Annotated in this window: 26 protein-coding genes and 2 tRNA genes; 13 read left to right on the top strand and 15 right to left on the bottom strand. The window is 35.9% G+C overall.

All coding sequences use genetic code 11. The annotated features are described in order from the left end of the window. Positions 1–99 precede the first annotated feature (99 nt). On the top strand, positions 100–996 hold the full coding sequence (locus tag IEW45_RS05630; protein WP_188620246.1) for an SDR family oxidoreductase: 897 nt from the start codon (positions 100–102) through the stop codon (positions 994–996). A gap of 60 nt (positions 997–1,056) precedes the next feature. Here the strand turns inward: IEW45_RS05630 and IEW45_RS05625 are convergent, their stop codons facing one another. The 4 genes from IEW45_RS05625 to IEW45_RS05610 all read right to left on the bottom strand — a co-directional run bounded on the left by IEW45_RS05625 (position 1,057) and on the right by IEW45_RS05610 (position 3,780). Next, complete coding sequence (locus IEW45_RS05625; protein ID WP_188620245.1) at positions 1,057–1,608, bottom strand: cysteine hydrolase family protein; 552 nt, start codon at positions 1,606–1,608, stop codon at positions 1,057–1,059. Positions 1,609–1,660: 52 nt separating this feature from the next. After that, positions 1,661–2,074 carry an ester cyclase gene (locus IEW45_RS05620; protein ID WP_188620244.1) on the bottom strand — a complete coding sequence of 138 codons (414 nt, stop codon included), beginning with the start codon at positions 2,072–2,074 and terminating at the stop codon, positions 1,661–1,663. After that, positions 2,074–2,841 carry an MBL fold metallo-hydrolase gene (locus tag IEW45_RS05615; protein WP_188620243.1) on the bottom strand — a complete coding sequence of 256 codons (768 nt, stop codon included), beginning with the start codon at positions 2,839–2,841 and terminating at the stop codon, positions 2,074–2,076. Before IEW45_RS05615 ends, IEW45_RS05620 begins: the two co-directional genes overlap by 1 nt. 69 nt (positions 2,842–2,910) lie before the next feature. Then, positions 2,911–3,780, bottom strand: a complete 870-nt coding sequence (locus IEW45_RS05610; RefSeq protein ID WP_188620242.1) for a helix-turn-helix domain-containing protein — start codon at positions 3,778–3,780, stop codon at positions 2,911–2,913. Between the two features lie 258 nt (positions 3,781–4,038). Between IEW45_RS05610 and IEW45_RS05605 the strand changes: the two genes are divergently transcribed. Together IEW45_RS05605 and IEW45_RS05600 are read left to right on the top strand one after the other, a co-directional pair. Beyond that, on the top strand, positions 4,039–4,149 hold the full coding sequence (locus tag IEW45_RS05605) for a helix-turn-helix domain-containing protein (protein ID WP_373283165.1): 111 nt from the start codon (positions 4,039–4,041) through the stop codon (positions 4,147–4,149). 84 nt (positions 4,150–4,233) lie between these two features. Then, a complete protein-coding gene (locus IEW45_RS05600) occupies positions 4,234–4,956 on the top strand; it encodes a helix-turn-helix domain-containing protein (protein ID WP_188620241.1) in 723 nt (240 codons plus the stop codon). A gap of 107 nt (positions 4,957–5,063) precedes the next feature. Here the strand turns inward: IEW45_RS05600 and IEW45_RS05595 are convergent, their stop codons facing one another. Both IEW45_RS05595 and IEW45_RS05590 read right to left on the bottom strand, forming a co-directional pair. After that, a complete protein-coding gene (locus tag IEW45_RS05595; protein WP_188620240.1) occupies positions 5,064–5,876 on the bottom strand; it encodes an SDR family oxidoreductase in 813 nt (270 codons plus the stop codon). A gap of 77 nt (positions 5,877–5,953) precedes the next feature. Continuing rightward, positions 5,954–6,511, bottom strand: a complete 558-nt coding sequence (locus IEW45_RS05590; RefSeq protein ID WP_188620239.1) for a Crp/Fnr family transcriptional regulator — start codon at positions 6,509–6,511, stop codon at positions 5,954–5,956. A 180-nt stretch (positions 6,512–6,691) separates the two neighbouring features. Here IEW45_RS05590 and IEW45_RS05585 point away from each other — a divergent pair, with 180 nt between their 5' ends. The 5 genes from IEW45_RS05585 (at position 6,692) to IEW45_RS05565 (ending at position 11,129) form a co-directional block, all read left to right on the top strand. Beyond that, the gene (locus tag IEW45_RS05585) at positions 6,692–7,636 is read left to right on the top strand and encodes an NAD(P)-dependent alcohol dehydrogenase (RefSeq protein ID WP_188620238.1); all 945 of its coding nucleotides are present in this window, start codon (positions 6,692–6,694) and stop codon (positions 7,634–7,636) included. A 12-nt stretch (positions 7,637–7,648) separates the two neighbouring features. Further along, positions 7,649–8,401: a pirin family protein gene (locus tag IEW45_RS05580; protein ID WP_188620237.1), complete on the top strand. Its 753-nt coding sequence runs from the start codon at positions 7,649–7,651 to the stop codon at positions 8,399–8,401. A 93-nt stretch (positions 8,402–8,494) separates the two neighbouring features. Further along, a complete protein-coding gene (locus IEW45_RS05575; protein WP_188620236.1) occupies positions 8,495–9,076 on the top strand; it encodes an SRPBCC family protein in 582 nt (193 codons plus the stop codon). 49 nt (positions 9,077–9,125) lie between these two features. Beyond that, the gene (locus IEW45_RS05570; RefSeq protein WP_188620235.1) at positions 9,126–10,022 is read left to right on the top strand and encodes an NAD(P)H-binding protein; all 897 of its coding nucleotides are present in this window, start codon (positions 9,126–9,128) and stop codon (positions 10,020–10,022) included. 21 nt (positions 10,023–10,043) lie between these two features. Beyond that, a complete protein-coding gene (locus tag IEW45_RS05565) occupies positions 10,044–11,129 on the top strand; it encodes an alkene reductase (protein WP_188620234.1) in 1,086 nt (361 codons plus the stop codon). Between the two features lie 240 nt (positions 11,130–11,369). Here IEW45_RS05565 and wecB read toward each other — a convergent pair whose 3' ends face one another. The 4 genes from wecB to IEW45_RS05545 all read right to left on the bottom strand — a co-directional run bounded on the left by wecB (position 11,370) and on the right by IEW45_RS05545 (position 17,038). Beyond that, a complete protein-coding gene (gene wecB, locus IEW45_RS05560) occupies positions 11,370–12,485 on the bottom strand; it encodes a non-hydrolyzing UDP-N-acetylglucosamine 2-epimerase (protein ID WP_188620233.1) in 1,116 nt (371 codons plus the stop codon). Next, the gene (locus tag IEW45_RS05555; protein WP_188620232.1) at positions 12,482–13,633 is read right to left on the bottom strand and encodes a glycosyltransferase family 4 protein; all 1,152 of its coding nucleotides are present in this window, start codon (positions 13,631–13,633) and stop codon (positions 12,482–12,484) included. The genes wecB and IEW45_RS05555 overlap by 4 nt, the downstream gene beginning before the upstream one ends. Next, positions 13,608–14,474, bottom strand: a complete 867-nt coding sequence (locus IEW45_RS05550; RefSeq protein ID WP_188620231.1) for a polysaccharide deacetylase family protein — start codon at positions 14,472–14,474, stop codon at positions 13,608–13,610. The genes IEW45_RS05555 and IEW45_RS05550 overlap by 26 nt, the downstream gene beginning before the upstream one ends. A gap of 191 nt (positions 14,475–14,665) precedes the next feature. Then, positions 14,666–17,038, bottom strand: a complete 2,373-nt coding sequence (locus IEW45_RS05545; protein ID WP_229665900.1) for a glycoside hydrolase family 95 protein — start codon at positions 17,036–17,038, stop codon at positions 14,666–14,668. Between the two features lie 184 nt (positions 17,039–17,222). Between IEW45_RS05545 and IEW45_RS05540 the strand changes: the two genes are divergently transcribed. The 3 genes from IEW45_RS05540 to IEW45_RS05530 all read left to right on the top strand — a co-directional run bounded on the left by IEW45_RS05540 (position 17,223) and on the right by IEW45_RS05530 (position 20,662). Further along, the gene (locus IEW45_RS05540) at positions 17,223–18,341 is read left to right on the top strand and encodes an amidohydrolase (RefSeq protein WP_229665899.1); all 1,119 of its coding nucleotides are present in this window, start codon (positions 17,223–17,225) and stop codon (positions 18,339–18,341) included. 13 nt (positions 18,342–18,354) lie between these two features. Further along, positions 18,355–19,500, top strand: a complete 1,146-nt coding sequence (alr, locus tag IEW45_RS05535) for an alanine racemase (RefSeq protein WP_188620229.1) — start codon at positions 18,355–18,357, stop codon at positions 19,498–19,500. A gap of 166 nt (positions 19,501–19,666) precedes the next feature. Then, positions 19,667–20,662: an endonuclease/exonuclease/phosphatase family protein gene (locus IEW45_RS05530; RefSeq protein WP_229665898.1), complete on the top strand. Its 996-nt coding sequence runs from the start codon at positions 19,667–19,669 to the stop codon at positions 20,660–20,662. A gap of 21 nt (positions 20,663–20,683) precedes the next feature. Here the strand turns inward: IEW45_RS05530 and IEW45_RS05525 are convergent, their stop codons facing one another. From IEW45_RS05525 to proS, 5 genes are all read right to left on the bottom strand, one after another. After that, a complete protein-coding gene (locus IEW45_RS05525) occupies positions 20,684–21,010 on the bottom strand; it encodes a hypothetical protein (RefSeq protein ID WP_188620227.1) in 327 nt (108 codons plus the stop codon). A 253-nt stretch (positions 21,011–21,263) separates the two neighbouring features. Next, complete coding sequence (rpsT, locus tag IEW45_RS05520; protein ID WP_188620226.1) at positions 21,264–21,515, bottom strand: 30S ribosomal protein S20; 252 nt, start codon at positions 21,513–21,515, stop codon at positions 21,264–21,266. A 36-nt stretch (positions 21,516–21,551) separates the two neighbouring features. After that, positions 21,552–21,626 (bottom strand) — tRNA-Glu (locus IEW45_RS05515). 46 nt (positions 21,627–21,672) lie between these two features. After that, a tRNA-Glu gene (locus IEW45_RS05510) sits at positions 21,673–21,744 on the bottom strand. A 75-nt stretch (positions 21,745–21,819) separates the two neighbouring features. Next, positions 21,820–23,295: a proline--tRNA ligase gene (proS, locus tag IEW45_RS05505; RefSeq protein ID WP_188620225.1), complete on the bottom strand. Its 1,476-nt coding sequence runs from the start codon at positions 23,293–23,295 to the stop codon at positions 21,820–21,822. A 104-nt stretch (positions 23,296–23,399) separates the two neighbouring features. Between proS and IEW45_RS05500 the strand changes: the two genes are divergently transcribed. Together IEW45_RS05500 and IEW45_RS05495 are read left to right on the top strand one after the other, a co-directional pair. Beyond that, the gene (locus IEW45_RS05500) at positions 23,400–24,485 is read left to right on the top strand and encodes a hypothetical protein (protein ID WP_188620224.1); all 1,086 of its coding nucleotides are present in this window, start codon (positions 23,400–23,402) and stop codon (positions 24,483–24,485) included. Between the two features lie 72 nt (positions 24,486–24,557). Beyond that, positions 24,558–26,048 carry an OmpP1/FadL family transporter gene (locus IEW45_RS05495; RefSeq protein WP_188620223.1) on the top strand — a complete coding sequence of 497 codons (1,491 nt, stop codon included), beginning with the start codon at positions 24,558–24,560 and terminating at the stop codon, positions 26,046–26,048. Positions 26,049–26,081: the final 33 nt, after the last annotated feature.

Raw genomic sequence — 26,081 nt, 5'->3', positions numbered from 1 at the left:
TCAGTATTTCTAACTAATAAGTTAGCACCCAACTAAAAGGTAAGTACTTGTACAAAAGTAAGTTATAAAGTAATTTTGAACAAGTTTAAAATAAAAAATATGAAAATTCTAGTATTTGGAGCTACAGGCTCACAACAATTCAACGTAATAGGAGAAGCAAAGAAAAAAGGAGCTACAGTAATTGCTACAACTAGTTCCGAAAAAAGTTTTGATAAATTAAGGGAGTCGGGTGCTCAGCCTGTGTTAGGTGATATGAGTAATACTTCTCAAATGATTGAAATTACTAAAGGTATTGATGCTATTGCGTTTATGATTCCTGTTTCTTTACCTAATCCTTTTGATGGATTACAATTCGCAAAAAATGTAATTGATGCTGCCAAAACAAACGGCATAAAGAAATTAGTTTGGAATACCAGCGGATGGCTTCCCGAGCAAAAAATAGGCGTGCCTACCGATGATATTAAACTGGACGTGAAAGATTATTTGATAAATAGCGGATTGGAATACGTAATTATAGAGCCTACTATCTACATGGAAAATATGATGGGGGCATTTTGTGCTCCTTTTATTAAAAATGAGAAGAAATTAGCTTACCCAACTCCTGAAGCAATGCCTGTTGGCTGGATTGCCTCAAAAGATGTTAGTGCACTTGTAGTTGAAGCTATTTACAATGAGAATCTAAAAGCAGATACTTTTCAGGTAAGCGGTCTTGAAAACTTAAAAGGTAATGAATTAGCTATAGCTTTTTCTAAAGGTTTTGGAGAAGAAATAGTGTATTATGAGCAACCCCCAAAAGAATTTCAGGCAATTTTAGCTCCTTTTATAGGTGAAGAAGGTGCAGCAGCAGTGGCTTCTTACTATGAGAGCCTTCAAAATGCTACGACATACCCTCCAAAATTTAATAATAATATGGATCAAGTATTACAACAACTACCGGTTAAAATGACTTCTGTTGAAGAATGGGTTAAAGAAAATAAAGAATATTTTCAAAACTAGAAAAACGGTTATAAAACAGGGGATGGGTTTAACCATCCCTGTTTACTATAGTGTCAGTAATTATGAGGCTAAATAATCCTGAGTATTGGTTACATCTGCAGGGATAAAGTCCAGTGCCGCTAATATTGCATGGTGCACATCATCTGCTTTTACGGTTTTACCGTTAATTTCCAAATCTCTGGATGCACAAGCATCGCCTATAACCGTACATTTAAAGCCGAAATCAAACGCGGCTCTTGTAGTAGCATCTACACACATATGGGTCATCATCCCTGTTATAATCAGTTCTGTTATCTCATTTTCTTTTAGATAGTCCAGCAGTCCTGTTTCCCTGAAACTATTAGGATAATACTTCTGGAATACTTTTTCTCCTGCTAACGGTTTTACATTCTCGTGCGTTTCAGCTCCTTTGGTTCCTTCAACAAAAATGGGCATTTGATCTGGATCTGCAGATCGATGCTGAATGTGAGCAATTGGTAAATTTTCAGCTCTAAAACGATCCAGTATTTTTTTTGCATTTAGACTAGCTGCTACTGGATTTACCAATTCGAGTCCGCCGTTTTCAAAATATTCATTTTGAATATCTATGAGAATTAATGCTTGTTTACTCATAATTTTCTCTTTTAATTTTTTATCAATTGACTTTTAATCATCTGGAATAAAATTATCGTATTGCTTGCTCTTCAATATCCATCCTATCAAAATGTGCACGTTTTTCAATAATCTTTCCGCCTTCAATAGTAAGCCACATCATTAGTGAAAATCGTATATTGTTCCCTTTGGGTTCCAGCCCCATTAGTGGCTTGTTAGAGTGCTTCCCTTCGTGAGTCATATAGACCGCTACTTTGTTACCCTCCGCAATAAGATCTATAATCTGAAAATCAAATTCACCAAAAGCATCAAAATTCTTCTTTTCGGAAGCTACAAAACCATCTGCTCCCCGGATAGGTTGGTCTACCTGTACATAAAATATAAAATTTTTATGTAAATACGCACTTGCTGCTTTATAATCTTCTTTGTTTACGGCAGCGTAAAATTCATGTACCAGTTGTTTGTTTTGTTCTAGCGTATTCTTCATTAGAAATTTATGGTTTCTCCATCTTCGGGAATTAATATTTTTGCTGCAATATCTTTTTCATCCACAAACTTTCTTAATTCTTTTCTTGTAAGTGTATTGTGGTACACCCCTTCCATATGAACGACCACAATATCGGAATTCGGAGCTGCCAGGTGCGTACGGTAAATGTCTTCTTTACTCATGATTAATTGATCACCAATGATGAAACGATTGTCACCTCCATTGACGATAATGGCTTCCGGATTGAACTTTTTGATTGTTTTTCCAACTTCCTCATACCACACGGTATCAGCGGCAATGTAAAGTGTTTTTTCTGACGGGTGTTCTAAAACCATTCCGGTCACCTGCCCTGCCAGTTTAAGAATGAATCCTTTACCGTGTTGCGCTTTAGTTCGGCTTAACTTAATGTCACCAAAAGTTGAATTTTCGCCTAAAATTTCCAGATTGGTAAACCCTGCTTTTGCAATGACTTTTTTATCATTTTCATCCTGAACAAAAACTTTTATATCTTTTGGTAATGCATCTGCTGCAAACTTATCCCAGTGGTCAAAGTGCAGGTGCGTTAAAAACACAAACTCAATATCCTTAATAATTTCTTCAATAGAAATTGGTAAATCGTTATTGGGGTTCCTTCTCCAATTCCAGTCTTTTGCCGGCATAGGACCACGAGCCAAAGCACCTTTTTGGGCAAACATAGGGTCTACCAGCATTCTTTTTCCTGCGTATTCCACAATCATAGTAGCATTCCTAATTAATTGTACCTTCATGATTCTCTGTGTTTTGATGATGGTACAAAATTAGGCAGGTAATAGATTTTGATGGCTACCTATTTATGGTTATGAACTACCATTTTGATAACCCGATTGAAATTCTGAAGCCGTTATACCAGTTTGTGTTTTAAAAAAACGCATCAAATGGTTGGGCTCTGAATACCCTAAACCATAAGCAATCTCACTAATAGATTGACCTGAATACAAGAGCTGGTTTTTAATTTCGGTTAGTAACCTGTTTTTTAAAAGCTGTGTAGCGGTTTGATGGAATTGCTTTTTCACCGCTTTGTTCAAAGAGATACGACTAATTCCTAGAAGCTCGCTATAGTCCTCCACACGCTGTTTTTCTTTAATGTATTCCTCCAGTAATTTTTTAAATGCATAAGCATGATTGGCACTATCCATTTGAAAAGGCAAATCGTTCTCAACAGCATAATCCCGGTTAAGACGGTGTAAAATATAATATATTAAGGAACGTATGATATGTGCACTATCAAGATTGGGAGCTATAAGTTCTGATTTAATTTCTTGCAAAATATTGCAAATACCTTGTATTTTATCCTGATCTGAGTTTAAAGTAGCAGGGTGATCGTATTGGTAAAAGTAGAGCAACTTATAGGTAAAAAGCTTATCGGCAAAAAACTCGTTTAAGAATTCCTCCTTAAAAATTAAGATGGTAAAATCCAGTTTATCCAAGTCAACCTCCCACTTTTTAAGTTGAAAAGGTGAAATAAATACAATACTATTATCGATAATAGGTATTTTTCGATTGTCTATAAATATATAACCATTTCCTCTTTTGAAAACAATGATCTCAAAATAATCCGAATTATGAATTTCCGGAAGCATATAAGTCGCTGCTATACCGGCATCATGAAGTACGTTGATTAAAAAATCAACCCCACATTCTGTTTTATTAAAATGAATTGTTTTCAATGGTCTATTTACTAATATATTGTTTTACAACGGTATTGTTCTACAAAGCTAACTGAATTTTTCTAAAAATTTTTCAAACAGATCAACTCTATTTAACACCGCATGAGATGGAATAACTGTAGGTAGTTCGCCTTTCCATTCACTTATTATATAAAGCCACATGTTATGACTGTAGTAAAAAAGTATATTAGTAGATATTTGAGAACTTAAATACTCCTTTAAAAAGCAAAGTAAAAACTTTCTGCCATAAACTTAACAGTGAGTGAAATAGCCTTTGATTTGGGGATTGAACACGTTCAGTCATTTAATAAGTTATTTAAGAATAAAACCAACGTATCTCCTACAGCTTTTAGAAATTCTTTTAATTGATGCCTATAAATTATCAGTACTGTTTGTATCGGTATAAAAGAATTTTCAATAGCTTTACCATCTCTGTTTTTAAACTGCCGCATAATGAACCCCTTTATTTTAGCCCTGCAAGCCCGTAACCTTACCGTTGAAATTCACCATCATTCAGCGTATCAGATAGTGCTGTCCAATGACATGCCCTTTACCTCGACAATTAGCGGTACAAAGCACGAGGGTATTCATGGCTTTCTAATAAAGCCCCATGTTAATCATTATTGTGTTGCAGAAAAAGGCACATTAAATGTATTGAATATTGAGCCTTACTCAACCATTGGTTTGCAGCTGGAAGCCAGATTTACAGAAAATAAGGATACTGTTGTTTTTGAATCGCCAACCCAAACAAATTCATTCTTTCAAACCTCCAGGGAAAGCCTGGAGGTAAATACAATAATTGACAGCTTACTTTCCAAACTACCAAATATCGAATATGATGAAAGAATCACAAAAATTGTCGAGTACATAAAAGCTAACTATTTCCAGTCGGATATCACACCACAAACATTCGCTGATATGGTTTTTCTTTCTCCATCACGGCTGGCTGCCCTCTTTAAAAAGCAAACCGGCAGCAGCTTGTCTAAGTATTTGTTGTGGACTCGTTTACGGCAGGCTATTTATATGACGCTATCTGACAAAGACCGGAACCTGACTGATATAGCCTATGATACTGGTTTTTATGACCTTCCGCAGCTTAATAAGTATATGTATGAAATGTTTGGAATGCCTCCAAAAGCACTTAAGCATAATAGTGATTTAATTCAAGTGTATTAGTAAAGATAGCACTTATCGTTGAACTAATTTTTAAGTATTATCATCAAATAATTCCCGAAATTAATCATCATAGTTCAGGGTTGTAAAGAATTGTGGTTCTGAAAAACTTAGCTGTTTTTTCCAAAAAAACGTTGCTTCATTTTTTTCATTATAGCTTCTATTCCATCTTTTCTTAGCCACTTATATTCTGTTGCTGAAAGTTCACCTGCGGTATAATGCAACTGATAATCTTCGTCTTGAGAAGCATTGTAAATAACCTCGGCGATGCTTTCAGGGGTGTCACGTTTGGCAGATGCATCTGCTCGCATAGCCTTAATATAGTGATCAAAAAGTTCCTGATAATCGGGATGGGAAACCAGTTCTGCTTTACTTCCAAAACTGGTTTGCATATACGCCGGAACAATTGTTTTTATAGCAATCCCAAAATGGTTAAGCTCATAACTCAATCCTTCCGTCCATGTTTCTATAGCAGCTTTGGTGGCTGCATATACGCCGACAAACGGATAGGGAATATTGGCGGTTGAAGAAGTTACACTTAAAATGCTGCCTTTCTTCCTTGCTCTAAAATAAGGAAGAAATGATTTGGTTACCAATATGGTTCCTAAAAAATTGGTGTTGGTTTGCTGCGCTAATTGGTCATCGGTGGTTCCTTCAAAAGGTCCCATTAATCCATATCCCGCATTATTCAACAACACATCTACTGGACTTATGGCTTCTGCCTTTGCCGAAATCTCGGCTATTTCTTTGGAATTGCTAATATCTAATTTCAATAGGTGAATATTTGAAAATTGAGTGAGTTCGGGCTCTTTTTCCGGTTGGCGCATTGTGGCGATGACTGTCCATCCCTTTTTAGCAAACAATTTTGCTGTTTCCTTTCCTAATCCAGAAGATGCTCCTGTGATAAAAATGGTCTTTTTCATTTTCTTTTTATTTAAAGTTACCCTGCAAAGTTCCTGTATAAAAAGACGAACCTGTTTACCATTTGGTAAAAAGCAATTTAACGGATATTTTTCCGTATTCTGCTTAACGATTGCTGGGTAATCCCTAAATAGGAAGCGATGTAGGACAAAGGAATTCGATTGGCTAACGTTGGATATTTCTCCAAAAATTCCAAATAGCGCGTCGTAGCATCCTGAGCAACGAGCGGACTTACCCGTTGTAATTTTTCCACAAGTGCCTTATTGGTGATTTTTTGAATGATAGGCTCCCAAACGAGGATGGTGTCCGAAATTTCTCTCCAATCAGCATTGGAAAAAACCAATAGTTTGCAAGGAGTCGCCGCCTGAATATATTCGGTTGAAGGTGCATTTTTTAAATCGTAGAGCAAATGGTTTTCTTCAACAAAAATCTTAGTAATTTCTTCTCCCTTATTGTTATAATAGCAAATCCTCAGAATCCCGTCCAACACAAAACAAACCTCGTTGAGCACCTTCCCGGCTTCTGCAAAGTACGCCTCTTTCTCTAATGTTATTTCTTTTGCTTTCTGCCTTATCAATTTTATCTGCTGGGTATTCAGTTCCCCGAATTGTAAGACGAATTCTATAAATTCTTTCATAACCATAAAGGTACGAATAGCAGTGGTTAGGATATTTACCATTTGGTAAAAAGCGTATTCCTCAAAAATTTTTAAGATCAATAAAAATGATCGAAACGATTACAGTGATCTGATACAAGTTTACCAAGCCTCTTCTGCGCAACTTTGTAACAGCAATATAAACCATTAAAAAATAGTATTATGAAAGCAATCGTGTATAATCAATTCGGAAGTACAGAAGTATTACAAATCGTAGAGCAAGCAAAGCCTGAAATTAAACCAGATCAGGTTCTGATAAAAGTAAAAGCATTTTCGATCAACCCCATGGATTGGAAAATCAGAAAGGGAGAAATGAAATTAATGTCAGGCTCAAAATTTCCTAAATATACCGGAGCTGATTTTGCCGGCATTGTGGAAGAAGTAGGTGCGGAAGTTAACCACCTAAAGAAGGGAGATCAAGTTTTTGGCGTTGTAAAAAATTTAATGAAGGAAGGAGCCTCAGCCGAGTATGTTGCAGTAACCGCCTCATTGGTGTGGAAAAAACCAACAGCGATCAGTTTTGCGCAAGCAGCTTCTATTCCCGTTGTAGGAACAGCGGCTTTAACGACTTTAGAAAAAATGGGAAACATCACTCCGCAATCTTCAGTTTTAGTAAACGGAGCTACCGGAGGTTTTGGGATGTTTTTACTTCAGTTATTAAAACAACAGCATGCTAATATAACAGCAGTGACCAGCACCAAAGGAATGGAATATGCAAAAAATTGGGGGGCTGATAAGGTCATCGGTTATACTAATGAAAATGTTTTATCACAGCAAAACAAATATGATGTAATAGTCGATTTATCGGGAAAAATGACATACAAAAAAGCCAAGGGTATTATGAAGTCAAAAAGCGTGTTTTTAAATGTTACGCCACAACCCATTCAGATTATCGCTTCGCTATTCAATAATCTGTTCACTTCAAAAAAGCATATGGTAGTCCTTTCCAGTCCTTCTACAAAAAAAACCGAAAAACTCGTAAAAGCAATCAATGAAGGTTTGCAGATTGAAGTCAATAAAGTATTTCCGTTTAGCCAATTTAAAGAAGCCTATCAATATGCTGAAAAGGGCGGGGTCATTGGAAAAGTAGTTGTTGAAGTTAATTAATACATCATAGTCATGCTAACAAAAATTGATAATACACTAAAATATGGGAAGCAGCACGGCGGCTTGGGGATACAGATTTTATATCCCGGACTTGTAATGCCTGAACTGAATGATACCGGTTTCTCTACCATTGGAAGAATAGACCAGGCCCATATAACGCCTGGCACACTCATCCCGATGCATCCGCATAGAGATGATGAAATACTCACCTATTTACGAAGTGGTAAGGTATTGCACAAAGATTCTGAAGGATATTCGGACATCATATCTAATCAAAAGTTGATGATGATGAATGCCGGTTCAACATTTTATCACGAAGAAAAGACTTTGAAAGAGGGTGACGTATTAGAAGGTTTACAGATTTTTATCAGACCCGAAACTGGAGGCTTACAGCCACAAGTACAATTTTACCAACTATCAGAAGCTAATAGTATTAACCAATGGCGGAAAATAGCGGGTAAGAGAAATGATTATCCTTTACAGATAAGAAGCAATACCTGGATACTGGATATGCAGTTGCAACAAGGTGAAGAAACGTTTTTACCCGAGTTCGCTATCGAGAATTCTTCATTTCTATTTTACTTGTTTAAGGGAGATATTCAAGTCAATACCAATGTACAATTAAGCACCGGCGAAAGCGCTATCATCGAAAATGAGGATCCCATATTCACTGCTAATGAAACCAGCGACATCGTTTTATTCATCACTCAGAAGAATGCCACTTATTTTGAGGGTGGGATGTATAGCGGCAATCTGCACAAATAGAAATGTATCAAGTGTAAAACAGTGATATGATACAAGTTTGCAGGCAGGGTTCGCAGCATCTTTGTAATGTACAATAACTAAAAAAATCAAAAAATGAAAACTACAGAAAATAGCACCAATGCTAGGAACACAAATCCTGAAATTATCGTAGAAACCACCATCAATTCTAAAATATATCGTGCGTTCGATTATATACCGCCTATTAATTTAATGCACATCTTTAGAGGCAATGCAGTAATTCCTGCCATTATAGATACGAGTATCAAGCAAGGATGGAATAAAGCAGGCTTGAAAAGGACAGTTTACTTTGCAGACGGTTCCACTTCACAAGAAACGCTTTTAACAGTAGATGCACCGACTTCATTTTCCTATAAAAACGAGCATTTTACATCAAAAGTACTGGCTGCATTACTTAAAAGAATTGAGGGGGAATGGTTGTTCTCAGATTTAGGAAACCAGCACACCAAAATTAGATGGATCTATCGCCCTGTCCCCACTAATATTCTCGCAAAGATTGTGGTACAACTGGTACTCCTAAAACCATTACGTTCTGCATTACAAAACGCACTCGAAATTATAAAAAATGATCTCGAAAGCGGACAGCTTGAAAAAGGAACCACTTGGCAAACACATGAACAGAACAGTAATTTGATACAAGTTTTAAAGAAAGCCTAATGGCACCTTTGTAGTGTACATAATTATTAACAACAAAAAATTTAAAGAGATGAAAAAAATAGTAATTCTGGGAGCCACCGGAACCGTAGGACGTAAAATCGCTAAAATCCTTTTAGAGGAAGGAAAACATCAGGTAAAATTAGTTGCAAGAAATCCCAATAAATTACAAGACTTTGAAGCCTTAGGAGCAGAAATCATTTTAGGAGACGTGAATGATGTAAAGACCCTTACTGAGGCATTCAAAAATGCGGATAGTGTCTTTCTCATTTTACCAGATAATGTGAAGGCGGAAAATACCCGAGCCTACCAAAGACGGGTAACCGGGAATTATATCGAAGCGATTCAAAAGTCAGGGATCAAACACATTGTAAATATGAGTAGCTTGGGTTCTCATATGCACGAAGGGAATGGAATGATGGCGGGAACCGGTGAACAAGAAGTGCGATTAAATCAGTTAGAAGATGTAAACGTCATACATATTCGTTCTGCTTATTTTATGGAAAACTGGCTAAGAACCGTTGGGTTGGTCAAATCCAAAGGTATTAACGGCACAGCAGCCGTAGGTGAGCATGCCATACCCATGGTTGCCACCCAGGACGTAGCTAAAGTAGCAGCCGCGCATTTATCTAATCTTGATTTTACCGGTAAATCTGTGCAACCGGTAATGGGACCAAGAAATTATACCTATACCGAATTTACCAAATTAATTGGTAAGGCCATAGGTCAGCCCGAATTACCCTATGTTCAAATTCCTGTAGAACAGGCCAAACAAATATTCTTGGGAAATGGATTTTCAGAAGATTTTGTTGATAATCTGCTAGAAATGGCTTTAGCTGTTAAAGACGGTATCTTCAATTATCAGAAAAGAGATGCTTCCACCACTTCGCCTACCACAGCAGAAGCGTTTATAGCGGACACTTATCTTCCAATTTACAATCAGCAATAACAATTTAAAAAAATAAAGATTATGAAACTTTTAGAAAAAACACAGTTAGGAAATTTAACGTTGAAAAACAAAATGGCGATGGCCGCTATGACACGCAGCCGAGCAGATAATCACGGTGTAGTGGGTGAAATGACCGTAGAATATTATACGCAGCGAGCCAGTGCCGGACTTATTTTTAGCGAAGCGATACGTATCAGTGAAGAAGCTACCGGCAGCCCTCTTACTCCGGGGATTTTCACTAAGGAACAAATTGAGACCTGGAAAAAAGTGACGCAGGCGGTACATGAAAAAGGTGGTGTAATAATTGCCCAACTCTGGCATACCGGGCGTGTGGGGCATTCCATTGAAAGAAACGGAAAATTACCGTTGGCACCATCAGCTTTACCTATCAGAGGAATGCAACATTTCACTTCTCAGGGTATGAAGGATTATGAAACACCCCAAGAAATTACAATTGAAGAAATTCAGCAAACCATTCGCGATTATGGGCAAGCAGCAAAAAATGCGATGGAAGCCGGCTTTGACGGTGTTGAACTACACGCGGCTAACGGCTATTTACCGAGTCAGTTTCTGGCTGAAAGTTCTAACCAAAGAACCGATAACTATGGTGGAAGTATTCCCAATAAAGTTCGTTTTGTAGTTGAAGTAATGCAAGAATTGATCGATGCGGTTGGTGGTGAAAAATTAGGAATTAAAATTTCTCCTTTACATCCTTACGGGGATATGATTTTAGACGAACCCATTAAAACCTATACGCATTTGATCGAGGAATTGAACAAACTTGATTTTGCCTATGTAGAATTGATGAAACGAAGCCCTTCTTTTCCTTCTCCTGCGCATTACCCGGATGTAGACGAGCTGGAACAGTTCGGAAAACAGATAAAACAAACGGTTATTGCCAATTCGGGTTATGATAAGGCTTCAGCTGAAGCAGCATTGGAAAAAGGAATCGCTAGTATGGTTTCTTTCGGAACCCTATTCTTAGCCAATCCGGATTTGCCCAAACGCTTTGAACTCAATGCCGAATTAAATGAACCGGATCGTGCCACGATGTTTGGTGGTAGTAAACAGGGGTATATTGATTACCCTCTTTTAAATAAAGATTAAAACATACAAATTATAACCCTCACAATGGGGCTATAAAGGAGCAGTATGGATCACAATGGTGTCATAAATTCAATAATAATATATAACATATTGTTTGTTAGTGATTAAAAAAAGCCTTTAGTTGTTAAGTAGCCAAAATATCAGCTAAAAGTTTTAAATCTTCTATTAATTGATTTGAGTTTTGTACTACATCGTTAACAAAATAAAAACCCGGAAATTTGTTAATTTCCGGGCTTTATTTTAAACTATCTTTATTCTATCAATTATTACATCTATGGCTTTACCTTCTCCAAAAGGATAGGAAACTTTACTTTTACTACAGTAATAATCAACATCGTTTATTAATTTTTTTGCTTCATCTATTATATTTTGATAAACAGGTCCTACTAAAACCGAAGAGCCAGCCTTAACTGCTTCTTGTCTTTCTGTTGAAAATCTTGTAACCAGTACAGGTTTACCCAATGAAGGAGCCTCTTCTTGTATTCCTCCTGAATCTGTAATTATAAAATGACTCTTTTTAAGTAGGTATACAAATGACAAATGGTCTAACTGATCAACTAAAAAAACATTTGGCACGTTACTTAATATATTTAAAATATCTCCTTTACTATTAGGGTTATGATGTACAGGAAAAACAAATTGTACACTTTCTTTTTCAGAAAGGTATTTTATTGCTTTACATATATTCCTAATTCCTTCTCCATGGTTTTCTCTACGGTGAGCCGTTACTACAATTGTTTTCTTATCTTTATTTAAAAAAGAAAACTTATTTTCTAATTTATTTTGTAATGCTTTATCATTATTTATCTTTTCAAGGGTGTAAAGTAAAGCATCAACTCCTGTATTTCCGCAAACTACAATTTTGTCTTCGGGTATACCCTCTTTCAGCATGTTTTCTCTGGCTTTTTCAGTAGGCGCAAAGTTTATATCAGAAACCATTGCCGTAACCCTTCTAGACATTTCTTCCGGAAAAGGAGAACGTATATCGCCCGTTCTTAATCCTGCTTCTACATGCACTACCTTTACTTTTTCATAAAAAGCAGCTAAACAAGTTGTAAATGATGTAGCTGTATCTCCCTGTGATATCATTAAATCAGGTTTAAATTCAGCTATTATCTTCTGCAAACCTATTAACATTTTAGCCGACAGTTCACTAAGGCTTTGTCCTTCTGACATCACTTCCAAATTATAATCAGGTTTTATTCCAAAAACTTCAAGTGCCTGATCCATCACTTCTTTATGTTGCCCCGTGGAGCATAAAGCTACTTCGAACTCTTTTTTTTCTCTTAATTTAGAAACTAATAATACTGTTTTTATAACTTCCGGTCTAGTACCGATTACTGCTAGTACTTTCATGTAATTTTATTATATATTTTTAAGGTTAAGTTCGCTACTGTTTTCCAAGAATATTTTTCTTTAAATTCTTCTGTATTTATTTCAAGTTTAGAATCAGGCCAATTAATTACTATTTTAGTTATTTCCTTTTCAATATTTTCGGGGCTTTTTGGTAAAACAATCCAACCGGTTTCTTCATTTTTCACTACATCGGGAAGACCTCCAACATTGGTGGCTAAAACCGGGACTCCGGTAGAAATTAATTCCAGTGAAAATAAACTTAGTCCTTCCATAATAGATGGAATAACTCCTACATCTGACATATTAATTAGAGGTGCTAATTTTTCGTGACTCAGGTTACCCATTAATCTTATGTCTGTATTAGAACATTCAGATAACTCTTGATTAATTTGTTTTTTATATGCCTGGAAACCTTCAGATTCATTACCTGCAAATATGAAAACAGACTTTTGCTTTACTTCATCACTAAGAAGGTTAAGGGCTTTTGCCAAATAAATAATACCTTTATTCGGCGCCCACCTTCTTGCACATAAAAAAACTATTTTACCTTGGCAGTTATTTTCTATTTTTAACGCTTCTTTTTCAGTTTCAGAAACTCTATAAAACTGCTCTGAACTAAAACCATTAGGTATCAAATAACTATTACTGCTCTCAGGTAACAAATTATTACTTGGAGCTATAATAGCTTTAAAACAGTTTAAAAATTGCTTTTGAAAATATCTGGTTAAAGCTGTTTTTTCTAACCACAAGTATTCCCCTGAATGGTTGGTAAAAACAACAGGAAAGTTTTTTGACAGCTTTTTATTTAATCTTATGCTTGATAAATAGTCGTGCTGATGTATTATATCCGGTTTAATTTTTAATATGAGATCTGTTTTCTGTTTTGTATTAAAGTTTTGATATAGTCGTTTAATAAAAACAGATATACTTGTTTCGAATAAGTTAATAAATGGATCTTTTAATTCTAAATAATACCAATCTATATTATCTATTTTTTTAATACTAATACTATTCTTGTCCGAAAATATGAATGCCAGTACTGTAGGGTATAAACCCTGCTTAACTTGTTCTTTAACTAAATACTTAACATGATTTTCTACTCCGCCAATTTCTTCATCAGCTTCACGATAAATGTGTAAAATCTTCATTTATTTTTTTACATATATTTTCCAAACTTTGAACTTGATAACCTTTAACTACACAAATTTCAAGCATTTCCGAAAGAAGTTCTATCTCCTTTATTCCTACATAAAAAGGATGATCAAAAACCATTTTATAATCTCCTTCTCTGTCCAATTGTCTTTCAAACTCGTGTAATATTTGCTTTGAAGTATAACCTAATACTCTTAGGTTCTCTATAAAACCAACAGTAGGCTCTTTAGCCAATATATTAGTGGGGCATTGTAGTAAACCTATGTTATCCCTATAAGGAAACCCATTACTTGAATAAGTATCTGCTACAATAGAGAAGCCATGCTTTAATAAAGATTGGTTTAACACATCTGAAGTCTGCCAGCAAGGAGAAGCAAATGATTGAGGCTTTGGAAGCCCTAATTGTTCAAAGCACATTAAACCATATTCAATTTGAATATCTATCTCTTTTTTATACCATTTTTTTAAATACCTTTCCCATGTTGCATGATTTTTGCCTCCATGTAATCCAAGTTCATGCCCCTCTAAAATAATTTTTTGAAGTAATTCTTTGTGATTGTAACCGACTTTGGGGTTAAGTAGCAATGCTTTAAAAAAGTTTGTATAGCCAAGTTTATGTAAAATAGAATAGGCTTGTATATCTTTTTGAGAAGAGTTATTGTAGAAAAATTTAGTTATATACTTTTCTACTGTTACTTTATAGCTAAAAGACCTTCCCATAGTTATAAAAAAGGTACATTTAGCATCGAATTTTGAAAAGAGCTTAATTAAATTCGGAGTTCCTTTCGTTAAACATAGGTGTGTATCTACATCAAACCTGAAACAGATATACTTCACTAATAATTAATTTTTATTTTGGACGGTAGATTTTGTTCTAAAAAATAGAGTCGCCAATGTACAAATTAAAAATCACAAAATTCATAACGACATATTAAAACATACATACTTAAACAAGTATTCAACACACATCCCTAATCCAAGTATAACCCAATAATAACACTAGATGAATTTGTATTAATTATTTCACACTACCAATCCACTCTTACTGATTCTCCTTTGTTTATTTCAACAAATTTTTCATTACCGGCATATACTAAAGTGATTTTACCTGAGTCTTTTGCTTTGATTTCTGTACTGGTAAGTTTTCCTCCAGTCCAGTTTATAGCTACTTCAAACCCTCCACGAGCACAAATACCTTTTATACTTCCATTTCGCCATGTATCAGGTAAGGCAGGTAAAAAATATATCTTATCATCTGTAGATTGCATAAGCATTTCAATTACGGCTGCTGCTCCCCCAAAATTACCGTCAATTTGAAAAGGCGGATGTGCATCAAGCAGGTTAGGATAGGTTCCTCCTCCTGTATGCGTTTTATTTTCCATATTATCAGGATCAACATACCTCAACAACTCTCTGTACATTTTATAAGCTCTGTTACCATCCCAAAGTCTAGCCCAAAGGTTTATACGCCAGCCTTTAGACCATCCTGTGGTTTCATCTCCTTTTATATTTAGCGAAGTTCGGCAGGCTTGTGCGAGTTCAGGAGTTTCTGTTGGCGTTATATGATGTCCTGGATATAAACCAAAAAGGTGTGATTGATGTCTGTGCCAACTTTCTTTATCTTTCCAGTCATAATACCATTCTTGTAGATTTCCTTTTTTACCTACCGCGTAAGGGTGTAGCTCCCCTAAAACCGTAGTAACTCTTTTAGTAAATGTATTATCAATACTTAATACTTCTGATGCTTTTATAAAATCTTCGAACAGCTCACGTATCATGGCTAAATCTGAAGTCGCACCATACAGCGTTGCACCTACATACCCATCAGGAGTGACATAAAGGTTTTCCGGAGATGTACTTGGAGATGTAATCCATTTTTCATTTTTATCTTTAACCATCCATTCCAAACAAAATTTCACGGCACCTTTCATTACAGGATACCCTTCACTTCTAAGATATTCTTTATCATGAGTAAAAGTATAATGCTCCCATGGGTGTGTAGCAAGCCATGTACCACCCATATTCCAGTTTGCCCAACGGGGGTCACCTTTACCAAAATCACCCACAGGGTTGGTAAGCGCCCATATATCTGAATTATGCCCTGCTGCCCAACCTCCTACACCATAATAGTTGTTTGCGGTTGCAGCCCCTGTTATTGCTACATTTTTTATAAAACTAAGTAAAGGAGTATGTAACTCTGATAAATTCCCGGTTTCAGCTAACCAGTAATTTTCTTCCGCATTAATGTTTAAAGTATAATTACTGCTCCATGGCGGACGGATGTATGGATTCCATATACCCTGTAAATTTGCAGGAGCTTCTTGAGTTCTGGAAGATGAAATAAGTAAATAGCGCCCAAACTGAAAGTACAGTTCTTCTAGTGCCTTATCTTCACCACCTGCTGTATAATTTAATAACCGTTTGTCTGTTGGTAAATTCGGTTCATTTGTTTTACCTAAATCTAGCACTACCCTTTTATATAGTGATTGATAATCTTTTATATGATTACTCTTTAAAACCTCATAAGAACTCTTATCTGTCTTCAGCATATCTCTATAAGCTATAGAGATATTATCCTTACCCATAGTAGCGGGATTTTTATCAAAACCATTAAAACTGGTAGCAACTGTAATATATATAATAGCTTCACTACAATCTGAAATCTCAATACCATTATCCTTTACAACTACTAAACCATCTTTTTTAGAAACTCTAAATAAAGAAGTGAAACGTGTACCTCTGTTTTCGTCAAACAGTATAGCATTGGGTACATTTCTATAACTTGGCTCTACATGATAAGGAGCGTACCCATTAACTTCCAAGACACGATTCTGTTTTGATTGTGTATATTTTAAAAGACTTTCAAAACTTATTATACAATTAATCGCTCTCCTTTTACTACTACTTAGTTTAATAGCCATAATTTGTTGAGGATGAGAAACAAAATATTCCCTATCAAACTTAACCCCACCACTTTCGTAGCTCACTTTAGCCACTGCCTTATCAATATTAAGCTCTCTGTAATAGTTAGTGTAAGTATCGTGACTTTTAAAATTGATATGTAATGTACCTAAAGGCATATAGGACTGTGAAAACCTACCTTGTAAATAATGGTTTAACGAATCTGCTAATTTATAATCTTCATTTCTCAACGCCTCTCTAATAGGTTCTACATACTTATAAGCCTCTGTATTATCTTCCAAGTCTACAGGCTCACCCGACCACAATGTTGCATCATTTAAATAAATTTTATCTGAATTTACCCCGCCAAACACTGTAGCCCCCATCTTACCATTCCCTAAAACCAAAGCCTCTTCAAAATAAGAAGCAGGTTTATCATACCATAACAAGTTACGTGGCTGTGCAATTATTATATTTATACTACACAAAGCTATTATCAAAAAAATGTGTGTTTTATTCATTGCTTTTTAAGACTAAAATTTATTACAGTGCTTAAATATACATAATTGCCTACAGCCGATAAAAAATCAAAGATTCAGAAAAACCCTAAAGAATTCTTATTTAACTTTCGTGCCTGCTCCATTTTTAGTATTATTATCAAAAACTAAACAGAAAGCTATTTTTATGGAGGATTTAACAACACTGAGGCGTTATTTACACCAACATCCGGAAGTTTCGCAAAACGAACATGAAACTCAAAAATATTTACTGGACTTGTTAGGTAAATTAAATACTGATAAAATTGAGAAAACTGCCTCTACAGGAATACTGGTTAGTTTTAAAGGGAAATTACCCGGTAAAAACATACTGTTACGTGCAGATATTGATGCACTACCTATACAGGAAACCATAACTACTGATTATAAATCGCAGACAGATGGAGTATCACATAAATGCGGGCATGACGGACATGCTACTATTATGTATGGTGTAGCAAACCACTACTCCCAAAAACGACCTGAAAAAGGAGATATTCATTTATTATTTCAGCCTGCTGAAGAAAATGGCTGGGGCGCACGAAATGTAGTAGCTGATAAAACTTTGGAAAACTTAAATATTGATATGGTTTTCGCTTTACACAACCTACCTGGTTTTGATACTCACAATATCGTATGTAAAGAAGGAAGTTTTACTTCCAGTGTTGTAAGTCTTGTTACTTACTTTAAAGGCTATACCGCACACGCTGCCGAACCATGGAACGGGAGAAATCCTGCAAAAGCAATGAGTCAATACCTTTTAAAAGCACTTGAACTGAACAGCGAAAATAAACCTGAATATGTTACTATAACGCCTGTACATACCGAAATGGGAGAAGTAGCTTATGGAATATCCGCAGGAGAAGGCAGTGTACACTTAACCGTTCGAGCTGATAGCAACGAAAGGCTAGATAACGCTTTAGAAACTATGAAAAGTACAGCTGAAGCAATTTGTAAAGAAGAAGAGCTTGAAGTCCGCTTTGAATTAATAGAACCTTTTGAATCGAATCAGAATAATAAAGAAGCTGTAGCAATAATAAAAAAAGCTACCGAAGCAGCAGGCCTTACATATCAGGAAATAGAAAACGGCTTTAGGTTTGGAGAAGACTTTGGTATTTTCACCAACATATATCCCGGAGCTATGTTTGGTATAGGCTCAGGTAAAAATTGCTACCCATTACACCACCCTGCTTACGATTATCCTGACGAAATAACCGATACAGGTATAAAAATGTTTACCACTATACAAAAACAAGCACAACAATAAGAAAAAAATAAAAATGAAAGCATCATCGGTTATAAAGCTGGAACAAGCTGCACTACAATCGAACTGGGAATTTTTAAGAAACTATTTTAAAAACGTAAAAATAAGCGCTGTTGTAAAAGGCAACGCATACGGACATGGTATAAAAACATATGTCCCCATGGCTGAAGCGTGTGGTGTAAATCACTTTTCAGTATTTAACGCTCACGAAGCCTATGAAGTTTATGACGCTGCCTCTCCCGAAAGTACTATAATGATTATGGGATCGCTTGATGAAGGCGATATTGCCTGGGCTATAGAGCATAATATTGAATTTTATGTGTTTACGATGGAAAGGCTTGCAGCAGCTATTAAGCTGTCTGAAAAAATAGGTAAAAAAGCACTTATACATATTGAAGTGGAAACCGGTATGTATCGTACCGGTTTTGAGCTGGGTGAAATACCTGAACTGGCTGCACATTTAAAAAACAATGCAGATAAACTTGTATTTAAAGGCTTGTGCATGCACTTTGCCGGTGCTGAAAGCATTGCTAACTATGTAAGGATTAAACGCCAAAAAATACTATTTAAAAAAGCAGTAAAAGAGTTTAAGACTCATGGAATAGAACCTGAAATAAAACATACCTGTTGCTCCGCAGCAGCGGTACGCTTACCGGATATGCATTATGATATGATTAGAATAGGTATAATGCAATATGGTTTTTGGTCAAGCCCCGAAGTACTTATAGAATATTTCAACAAGTATAAAGTAACCGAATCACCTTTAAAAAGAATAATATCGTGGGAGAGTGCTGTAATGAGCATTAAAAATGTCCCTCCCGGTGAGTTTATAGGTTATTCTCAGGCATTCTTCTCACATCACCCTATGAAACTTGCTATTGTCCCCGTAGGCTATGCACATGGTTTTAGCAGAAGTTTGAGTAATACAGGAGTTGTTATTATAAATGGCTGGCGCGTTCCCGTTGTAGGCTTAGTAAATATGAACTGTCTTGCTGTAGACGTTACCAGTATAAACGATGTAAAAAGTGGAGATAAAGTAACACTAATAGGTACACAAGGCGAATATGAGGTAAGTGTTGCTTCGTTTGGAGAAAGAAGTGACCAGCTTAATTATGAACTTTTAACCCGATTACCTTTAGATATTACAAGAGAGGTGGTATAAAACCACCTCTCTTTCACATTATATTAGCACAACTATTCTTTCCTTTATATTAAAAATAACATTTAATAAAACTAGTGATTGTATATTTGTATAAATCAACCATATACCACACAAATTGAATACTTTTTTAATACTATTTACTTGTCTTTTACTTTCTTTTACTGCCATGTCATTAATAAGAAATGATTATTGGACGTTTAGAGTATTTGACTATCCCCGGTTGCAAAAGTTTGTACTTTCTGTTATTTGTTTAATGCTTGTATCGTACTTTTACAGTAAGCATAACATTCTATTTTGGGTACTTATAGGTGCTATCAGCATTAACTTACTATATCTGGCTTACCTTATTTTCCCATTTACAATATTCGGCAAAAAGCAAGTTATAAAAGCTAAGAATAGTATCCCCGACCAGAGTATTAGTATAATGATATCAAATGTATATCAATATAACAATAACACTAACGGCTGCCTGCAGGAGGTTAATAAAGCTAATCCTGATATTGTATTCTTACTGGAAACCAACAAAAAGTGGGAAGAAGGTACAAAAGAGCTTAAAGAAAAATACCCTTATCATATTCTGGTTCCTAAAGAAAACACATACGGCATGTTGTTTTACTCTAAATTGGAATTAAAAGACTACAAGGTAGATTATATAGTAGAAGATGATGTACCCTCTATACACAGTAAGGTTATTTTAAAAAGCGGGAAAGAAATAATAATACACGGTGTACATCCTACCCCTCCTGCTCCGGGAGAAAATATAAAATCGACTGAAAGAGATAAAGAATTACTTATAGTAGCTGACATTGCTAAAGAAGAAAAACTACCTGTAATTGTTATAGGAGACCTGAATGATGTAGCATGGAGCCATACCACTAAGTTATTTTTAAAAATGAGCGGACTTTTAGACCCGAGGCGTGGCAGAGGTTTTTTTAACAGTTTCCATGCCCGTTACCCTTTTTTACGCTTCCCATTAGATCATGCTTTTATTTCTCCAGATTTTAAACTAAATGCGATTAAGCGACTTAGTAACTTTGGCTCGGACCATTTTCCTATATACATAAGTGTACAGTATGAGGCTAAAGCAGATAGTGAGCAAGAAGAAATGCATGCTGATTCTGACGACATACAAGAAGCCGAAGAAAAAAAGAGTAAAGAATAAACCTTAATTTAAGTAAGCATGCTAACCTGCTAATTGCTCTTCATTTTTAATAGAAACTGTACGTAAAATAAAGCAAGCTATAAACAAATAGTAAAGCATAGGCCGTGCTCCAGCATAAGTATATCCGTCACGAATGAGTACTATAAGCAATCCGCCCAGTACAACTTCCGATATATATGGAACCCTCATTCTAAAATTTGCTTTAAAAAGCGTAAGTATTGTTAATACTCCATAAGCAATAGTACCGCTTACTACAGCTATTTCTGCCCAATAGGCGTGATTTAAAAACGCCAGCAGAAAACTCCCTGCTATTCCCATAACAGTGAAAAATTGTAAAATCCTGAACATAAAAATAATTTAAGACTCCCCCAATTCTTAAATATTTTCTTATTTTTTATTGAGAAGATTGTTATTATCTACTAAGTTAATAATTTTTCACATAAATAAGAGGTGAAACATATTTTTAAAGTAAAATAATAGTTATTATTTCAATTCATCAAGTTTTATAATTACGAATATGTTTTTAAATAATAGTATACAAACAAAAAAAGCTCCCGTTATGGGAGCTGCTGTAATATTACAATAAGCAGTTAACTCTTAATTATAGAGCTGCAACGTGCTTAGTTAATTTCGATTTAAGGTTTGAAGCCTTATTAGCGTGAATTATGTTTTTCTTCGCTAATTTGTCTATCATAGATACAACTGAAGAAAGCTTTTCAGATGCTTCACTTTTATCAGTAGCCATACGTATCGCTTTTATAGCGTTACGTGTAGTTTTATGCTGATATCTGTTCAACACTCTCTTCTTCTCGTTACTTCTTATTCTCTTTAATGCTGACTTATGATTTGCCATTTGTTTTACTACTTAAATGTCTTTACTTATCTTTTTTGGTAGCCCGTAGGGGATTCGAACCCCTGTTACCAGGATGAAAACCTGGCGTCCTAACCCCTAGACGAACGGGCCGGTGCTTTACAGAAAAAGAGCCTTTTTTAAACTTAGGCTACTTTAGTAGCCCGTAGGGGAGTCGAACCCCTCTTTCCAGGATGAAAACCTGGCGTCCTAACCGATAGACGAACGGGCCTCATTGTTTCTGTATTGCGGATGCAAAAATACAACTATTTTTTATTTACGCAACACAAAAACAAAAAAAGTTTTTTTAATATGCTTTTGCGAATAAAACCCTGCCTTTAGAAGGGTTCCCGGTTAGTACACAACTACCCTCTTCCTCTTTCTTGTCAAGAGGAATACAACGTATTGTAGCCTTAGTTAATTCTTTTATTTTATCCTCTGTTTCAGGAGTTCCGTCCCAATGCGCTGATATAAAACCTCCTTTACCTTCTAACACTTCTTTAAACTCATCAAAACTGTCTACTTCTGTAATATGTTCTGCCCTGTAATTTAAAGCCTTTTCAAAAAGTGCTTTTTGCATCTCTTCAAGAAGGTTTTGCACATGTTCTACAACAGCATCTTTAGCTATAATCTCTTTTGTAAGGTTATCTCTTCGTGCTATTTCAAAAGTACCATTCTCTAAATCTTTAGGTCCTATAGCTATACGCACAGGTACGCCTTTAAGTTCATATTCATTAAACTTCCAGCCCGGTTTATGGGTATCTCTGTTATCATACTTAACTGATATGCCCAGCTTGCGTAACGATTTCATTAATTCGTTTGCTTCTTCACTAATAGCATCAAACTGCTCATCATTCCTATATATAGGTACAATTACTACTTGTATAGGTGCTAAGTTTGGCGGTAAAACAAGTCCGTTATCATCAGAGTGTGTCATTACCAAAGCTCCCATTAGTCTTGTGGAAACGCCCCAAGATGTTGCCCATACATGCTCTTGCTTACCTTCTTTATTAGCAAACTTAACATCAAATGCTTTAGCAAAGTTTTGTCCTAAAAAGTGCGATGTTCCTGCCTGTAGTGCTTTACCGTCCTGCATTAATGCTTCTATACAATAGGTTTCTACTGCTCCCGCAAAACGCTCATTGGCTGTTTTTACACCTTTTATTACCGGTACAGCCATAAAATTCTCTGCAAAATCAGCATATATATTCATCATTTGTTCTGCTTCCTGTATAGCTTCTTTTTCGGTAGCATGCGCAGTATGCCCTTCCTGCCATAAAAACTCAGCAGTTCTTAAAAACAATCTTGTTCGCATTTCCCAACGCACTACGTTAGCCCATTGGTTTACCATAATAGGTAAATCTCTGTAGGATTGTACCCAACCTCTGTAGGTATCCCATATAATGGTTTCAGATGTTGGTCGTACTATAAGTTCCTCTTCCAGTTTAGCATCAGGGTCTACTTCAATAGTCTTTCCGTCCTCACCTGTTTTAAGCCTGTAATGTGTTACAACTGCACACTCTTTTGCAAAACCGTCTACGTGGCTAGCCTCTTTACTAAAATAAGATTTGGGTATAAATAACGGGAAATATGCATTTTGGTGTCCTGTTTCTTTAAACATTCTATCAAGTTCTGCCTGCATTTTCTCCCAAATAGCATACCCGTAGGGCTTTATAACCATACATCCCCTTACTCCTGAATTCTCAGCAAGGTCGGCTTTTACCACTAATTCGTTATACCATTTGGAATAATCTTCTGACCGTGTTGTTAAGTTCTTACCCATTTTATTTTAGATTGGCACAAATATTGTTTAAATTTATTATATAATAATATAGTTTCGCAAAAATAACCATTTTGCAAAGCCTAACACAAAAAAAATGCAGAGATATGAAAACTAATTACTACATCCTAAATCGATTTTCCATTTTTTCTATACTGAGTGTTTTAGCATTAGTAGCATCGTCATGCAGCTCTTACCAAAACTCTTCAAGTTATGATACAGATGGAATATACGGTTCTGTTCCCAGAGATGAGAACAACGAACCTGTATACACTTATAATGACGGTAATGTATCGGAATATACCGATGGAGATGTTTCGGGGCAAAACATGAACTACAAAGCATATTTTAATTCTCTGCAAAATCAATATCCTGCAACAGCTTTTACAGATGTAGATGAGTACAGCTCTTACGATGAGGATAATGATACGGTTTACGTAGACAACTCATATACTACTACAAGCTATAACGCATACCCGGGTTGGGGTGAAGATCCTGACAATGTAAATGTAAACATATACACCGGTTACAATGCCGGCTGGGGTTATAACAACTGGGGATGGAATACTTGGGGCTATCCTTATTACGGCGGTTGGTACAACAACTGGTACGGACCTAACTGGGGCATCGGCTGGGGTTATGGAACTTGGGGATGGAATGTTGCATGGAATAATTGGGGATGGGGATATCCTTATACCGGTTACTATGGTGGCTGGGGATGGCCAAACTATTATTATGGATATGCCGGAAACTACTACCACAATTACAACAACCGCTATTATAATAACAGAAGAAGTTCAAATTACTATTCAGGAGGAAGAAGTTCTTATTATAATACAAGCGGAAGAAGAGCAAATAGTTACAGAACCGGAAACAGATCTGCTGTAAACTCATCTCGCAGAAACGGTACTACTGTAAGAAGCAGAGGAAACACTTCAAGATATAATAACAGTTCAAGAGCCGGCAGATCAAGAAGTATATACAACAACTCTTCAAGAAACAGTACACGAAATAATAACCGTAACTATACGCCTTCAAGAAGCAGAAACAGTTCTCCTTCAAGAACAAGAAGTTACACACCTTCACGCCGTTCCAACGCAAGTCCTTCAAGAAGTTCAGGAGGATTTGGCGGAGGCAGATCTTCCGGTGGCGGAAGAAGTAGTGGAAGCAGAAGCGGCGGACGCAGAGGTTAATTATATATTATAGTGTGGGGTAATTTAATTTACTTCACACTTTTAATTACATTACTACATTAAAACAATACTATGAAAAAACATATCCTACTAGCTGCTTTTAGTTTAACTACTATAACTACTTATGCACAAAGGCAGGACCTTAACACTGCTGCAGATGCAGTAAGATATTCTATAGATAACCTTACCGGTACAGCGCGTTTTCGTGCAATGGGCGGAGCATTTGGTGCTGTAGGTGGAGATCCTTCGGCAATTATGGTTAACCCCGCAGGTTCAGCTGTATATAACTACAATTCGGGTACTGCTACCCTTTCAATTTACAATGTAGATAATACTACTACATATTTTGGTTCAAAAGCCAAACAAGATGACAGCACATTTGATTTAAACCAAGCAGGTGCTGTTTTTGTGTTTCGTAACTCAAACCCAGAAGCTTTTATGAATAAATTTTCTCTTGGGTTTAATTACGAAAACACTAATAGTTTTGATAACAGGCTTTATACGCAAGGGGTAAACCCAAATAACTCAGTAGACCAGTACTTTTTAAATTATGCTAACGGCACACCTTTAAACGTATTAAATAACAGTTATTTAGAACAGTTAGGCTTTGCAGACCAACAGGCATATCTAGGTTACAATGCTTATATATTTAATCCTGTTGCTGATACCCCTAATAATACAAGCTACGTTTCTAATTATGACAGTTCTGCAAATAATTTTTATCAGGAAAACTACACCTCAATAAATGGTTATCATGGTAAAGTAGCTTTAAACTTTGCTACTGAATTAAAAAACAGAGTGTATTTAGGTGCTAATATTAACGTACACGTTACTGATAACATACAAACATCATCGTTTTACGAAGATGCTAATGTACCTACAGGACTGCAATCGGTACGCTTTAATAATGAACGATACACCTATGGTGGCGGAGTTTCTTTCAGTTTAGGTGGCATTGTTAAAATTACCGAACAATTCCGTGCGGGTGCATCATACGAGTCTCCTGCATGGCTACGCTTACAAGATGAAATAACACAAAGTATATCATCATACTGTCCTGAATGCGGCGGAACAAACGGTGTAAACCCATACATAACTTTTATACTGGATGACTATACTATAAAAACACCTTCTTCATGGACTGGTAGTCTTGCTTATATATTTGGTCAATCAGGTTTATTGAGTGTTGACTATACTATAAAAGATTACAGCAACACTAAATTCAGTACCAATGGATATGAAGCGATAAACTTTGATCTTAACAATACATTGGATATGGCTGGTGAACTACGTGTAGGTGGTGAATATCGTATTAAAAACGTTAGCCTGAGAGCGGGTTATCGTTATGCGGAAAGCCCATATAAAAACGGAAGTACTATTGGTGACCTTACAGGGTATTCCGGAGGTGTAGGAATTGCATTTGGAAACTCAAGGTTAGATTTTGCTTATACGTGGTATGAGCGCGATATGGACAGACAACAATTTGGGGTAGGTTTAACGGACACTTACAGAGTGGAAAGTACTAATAACAACTTTACACTATCGTACACTTTAGACTTGTAATTAATTATTTTTTCTACTTACTATATTTTAAAA

The sequence above is a fragment of the Flavobacterium suaedae genome, from assembly GCF_014642915.1.
GTDB classification, from domain to species: domain Bacteria; phylum Bacteroidota; class Bacteroidia; order Flavobacteriales; family Flavobacteriaceae; genus Flavobacterium; species Flavobacterium suaedae.
The sequence above is the reverse complement of the archived record's forward strand: the minus strand, read 5'-3'. Positions and strand labels throughout refer to the sequence as shown.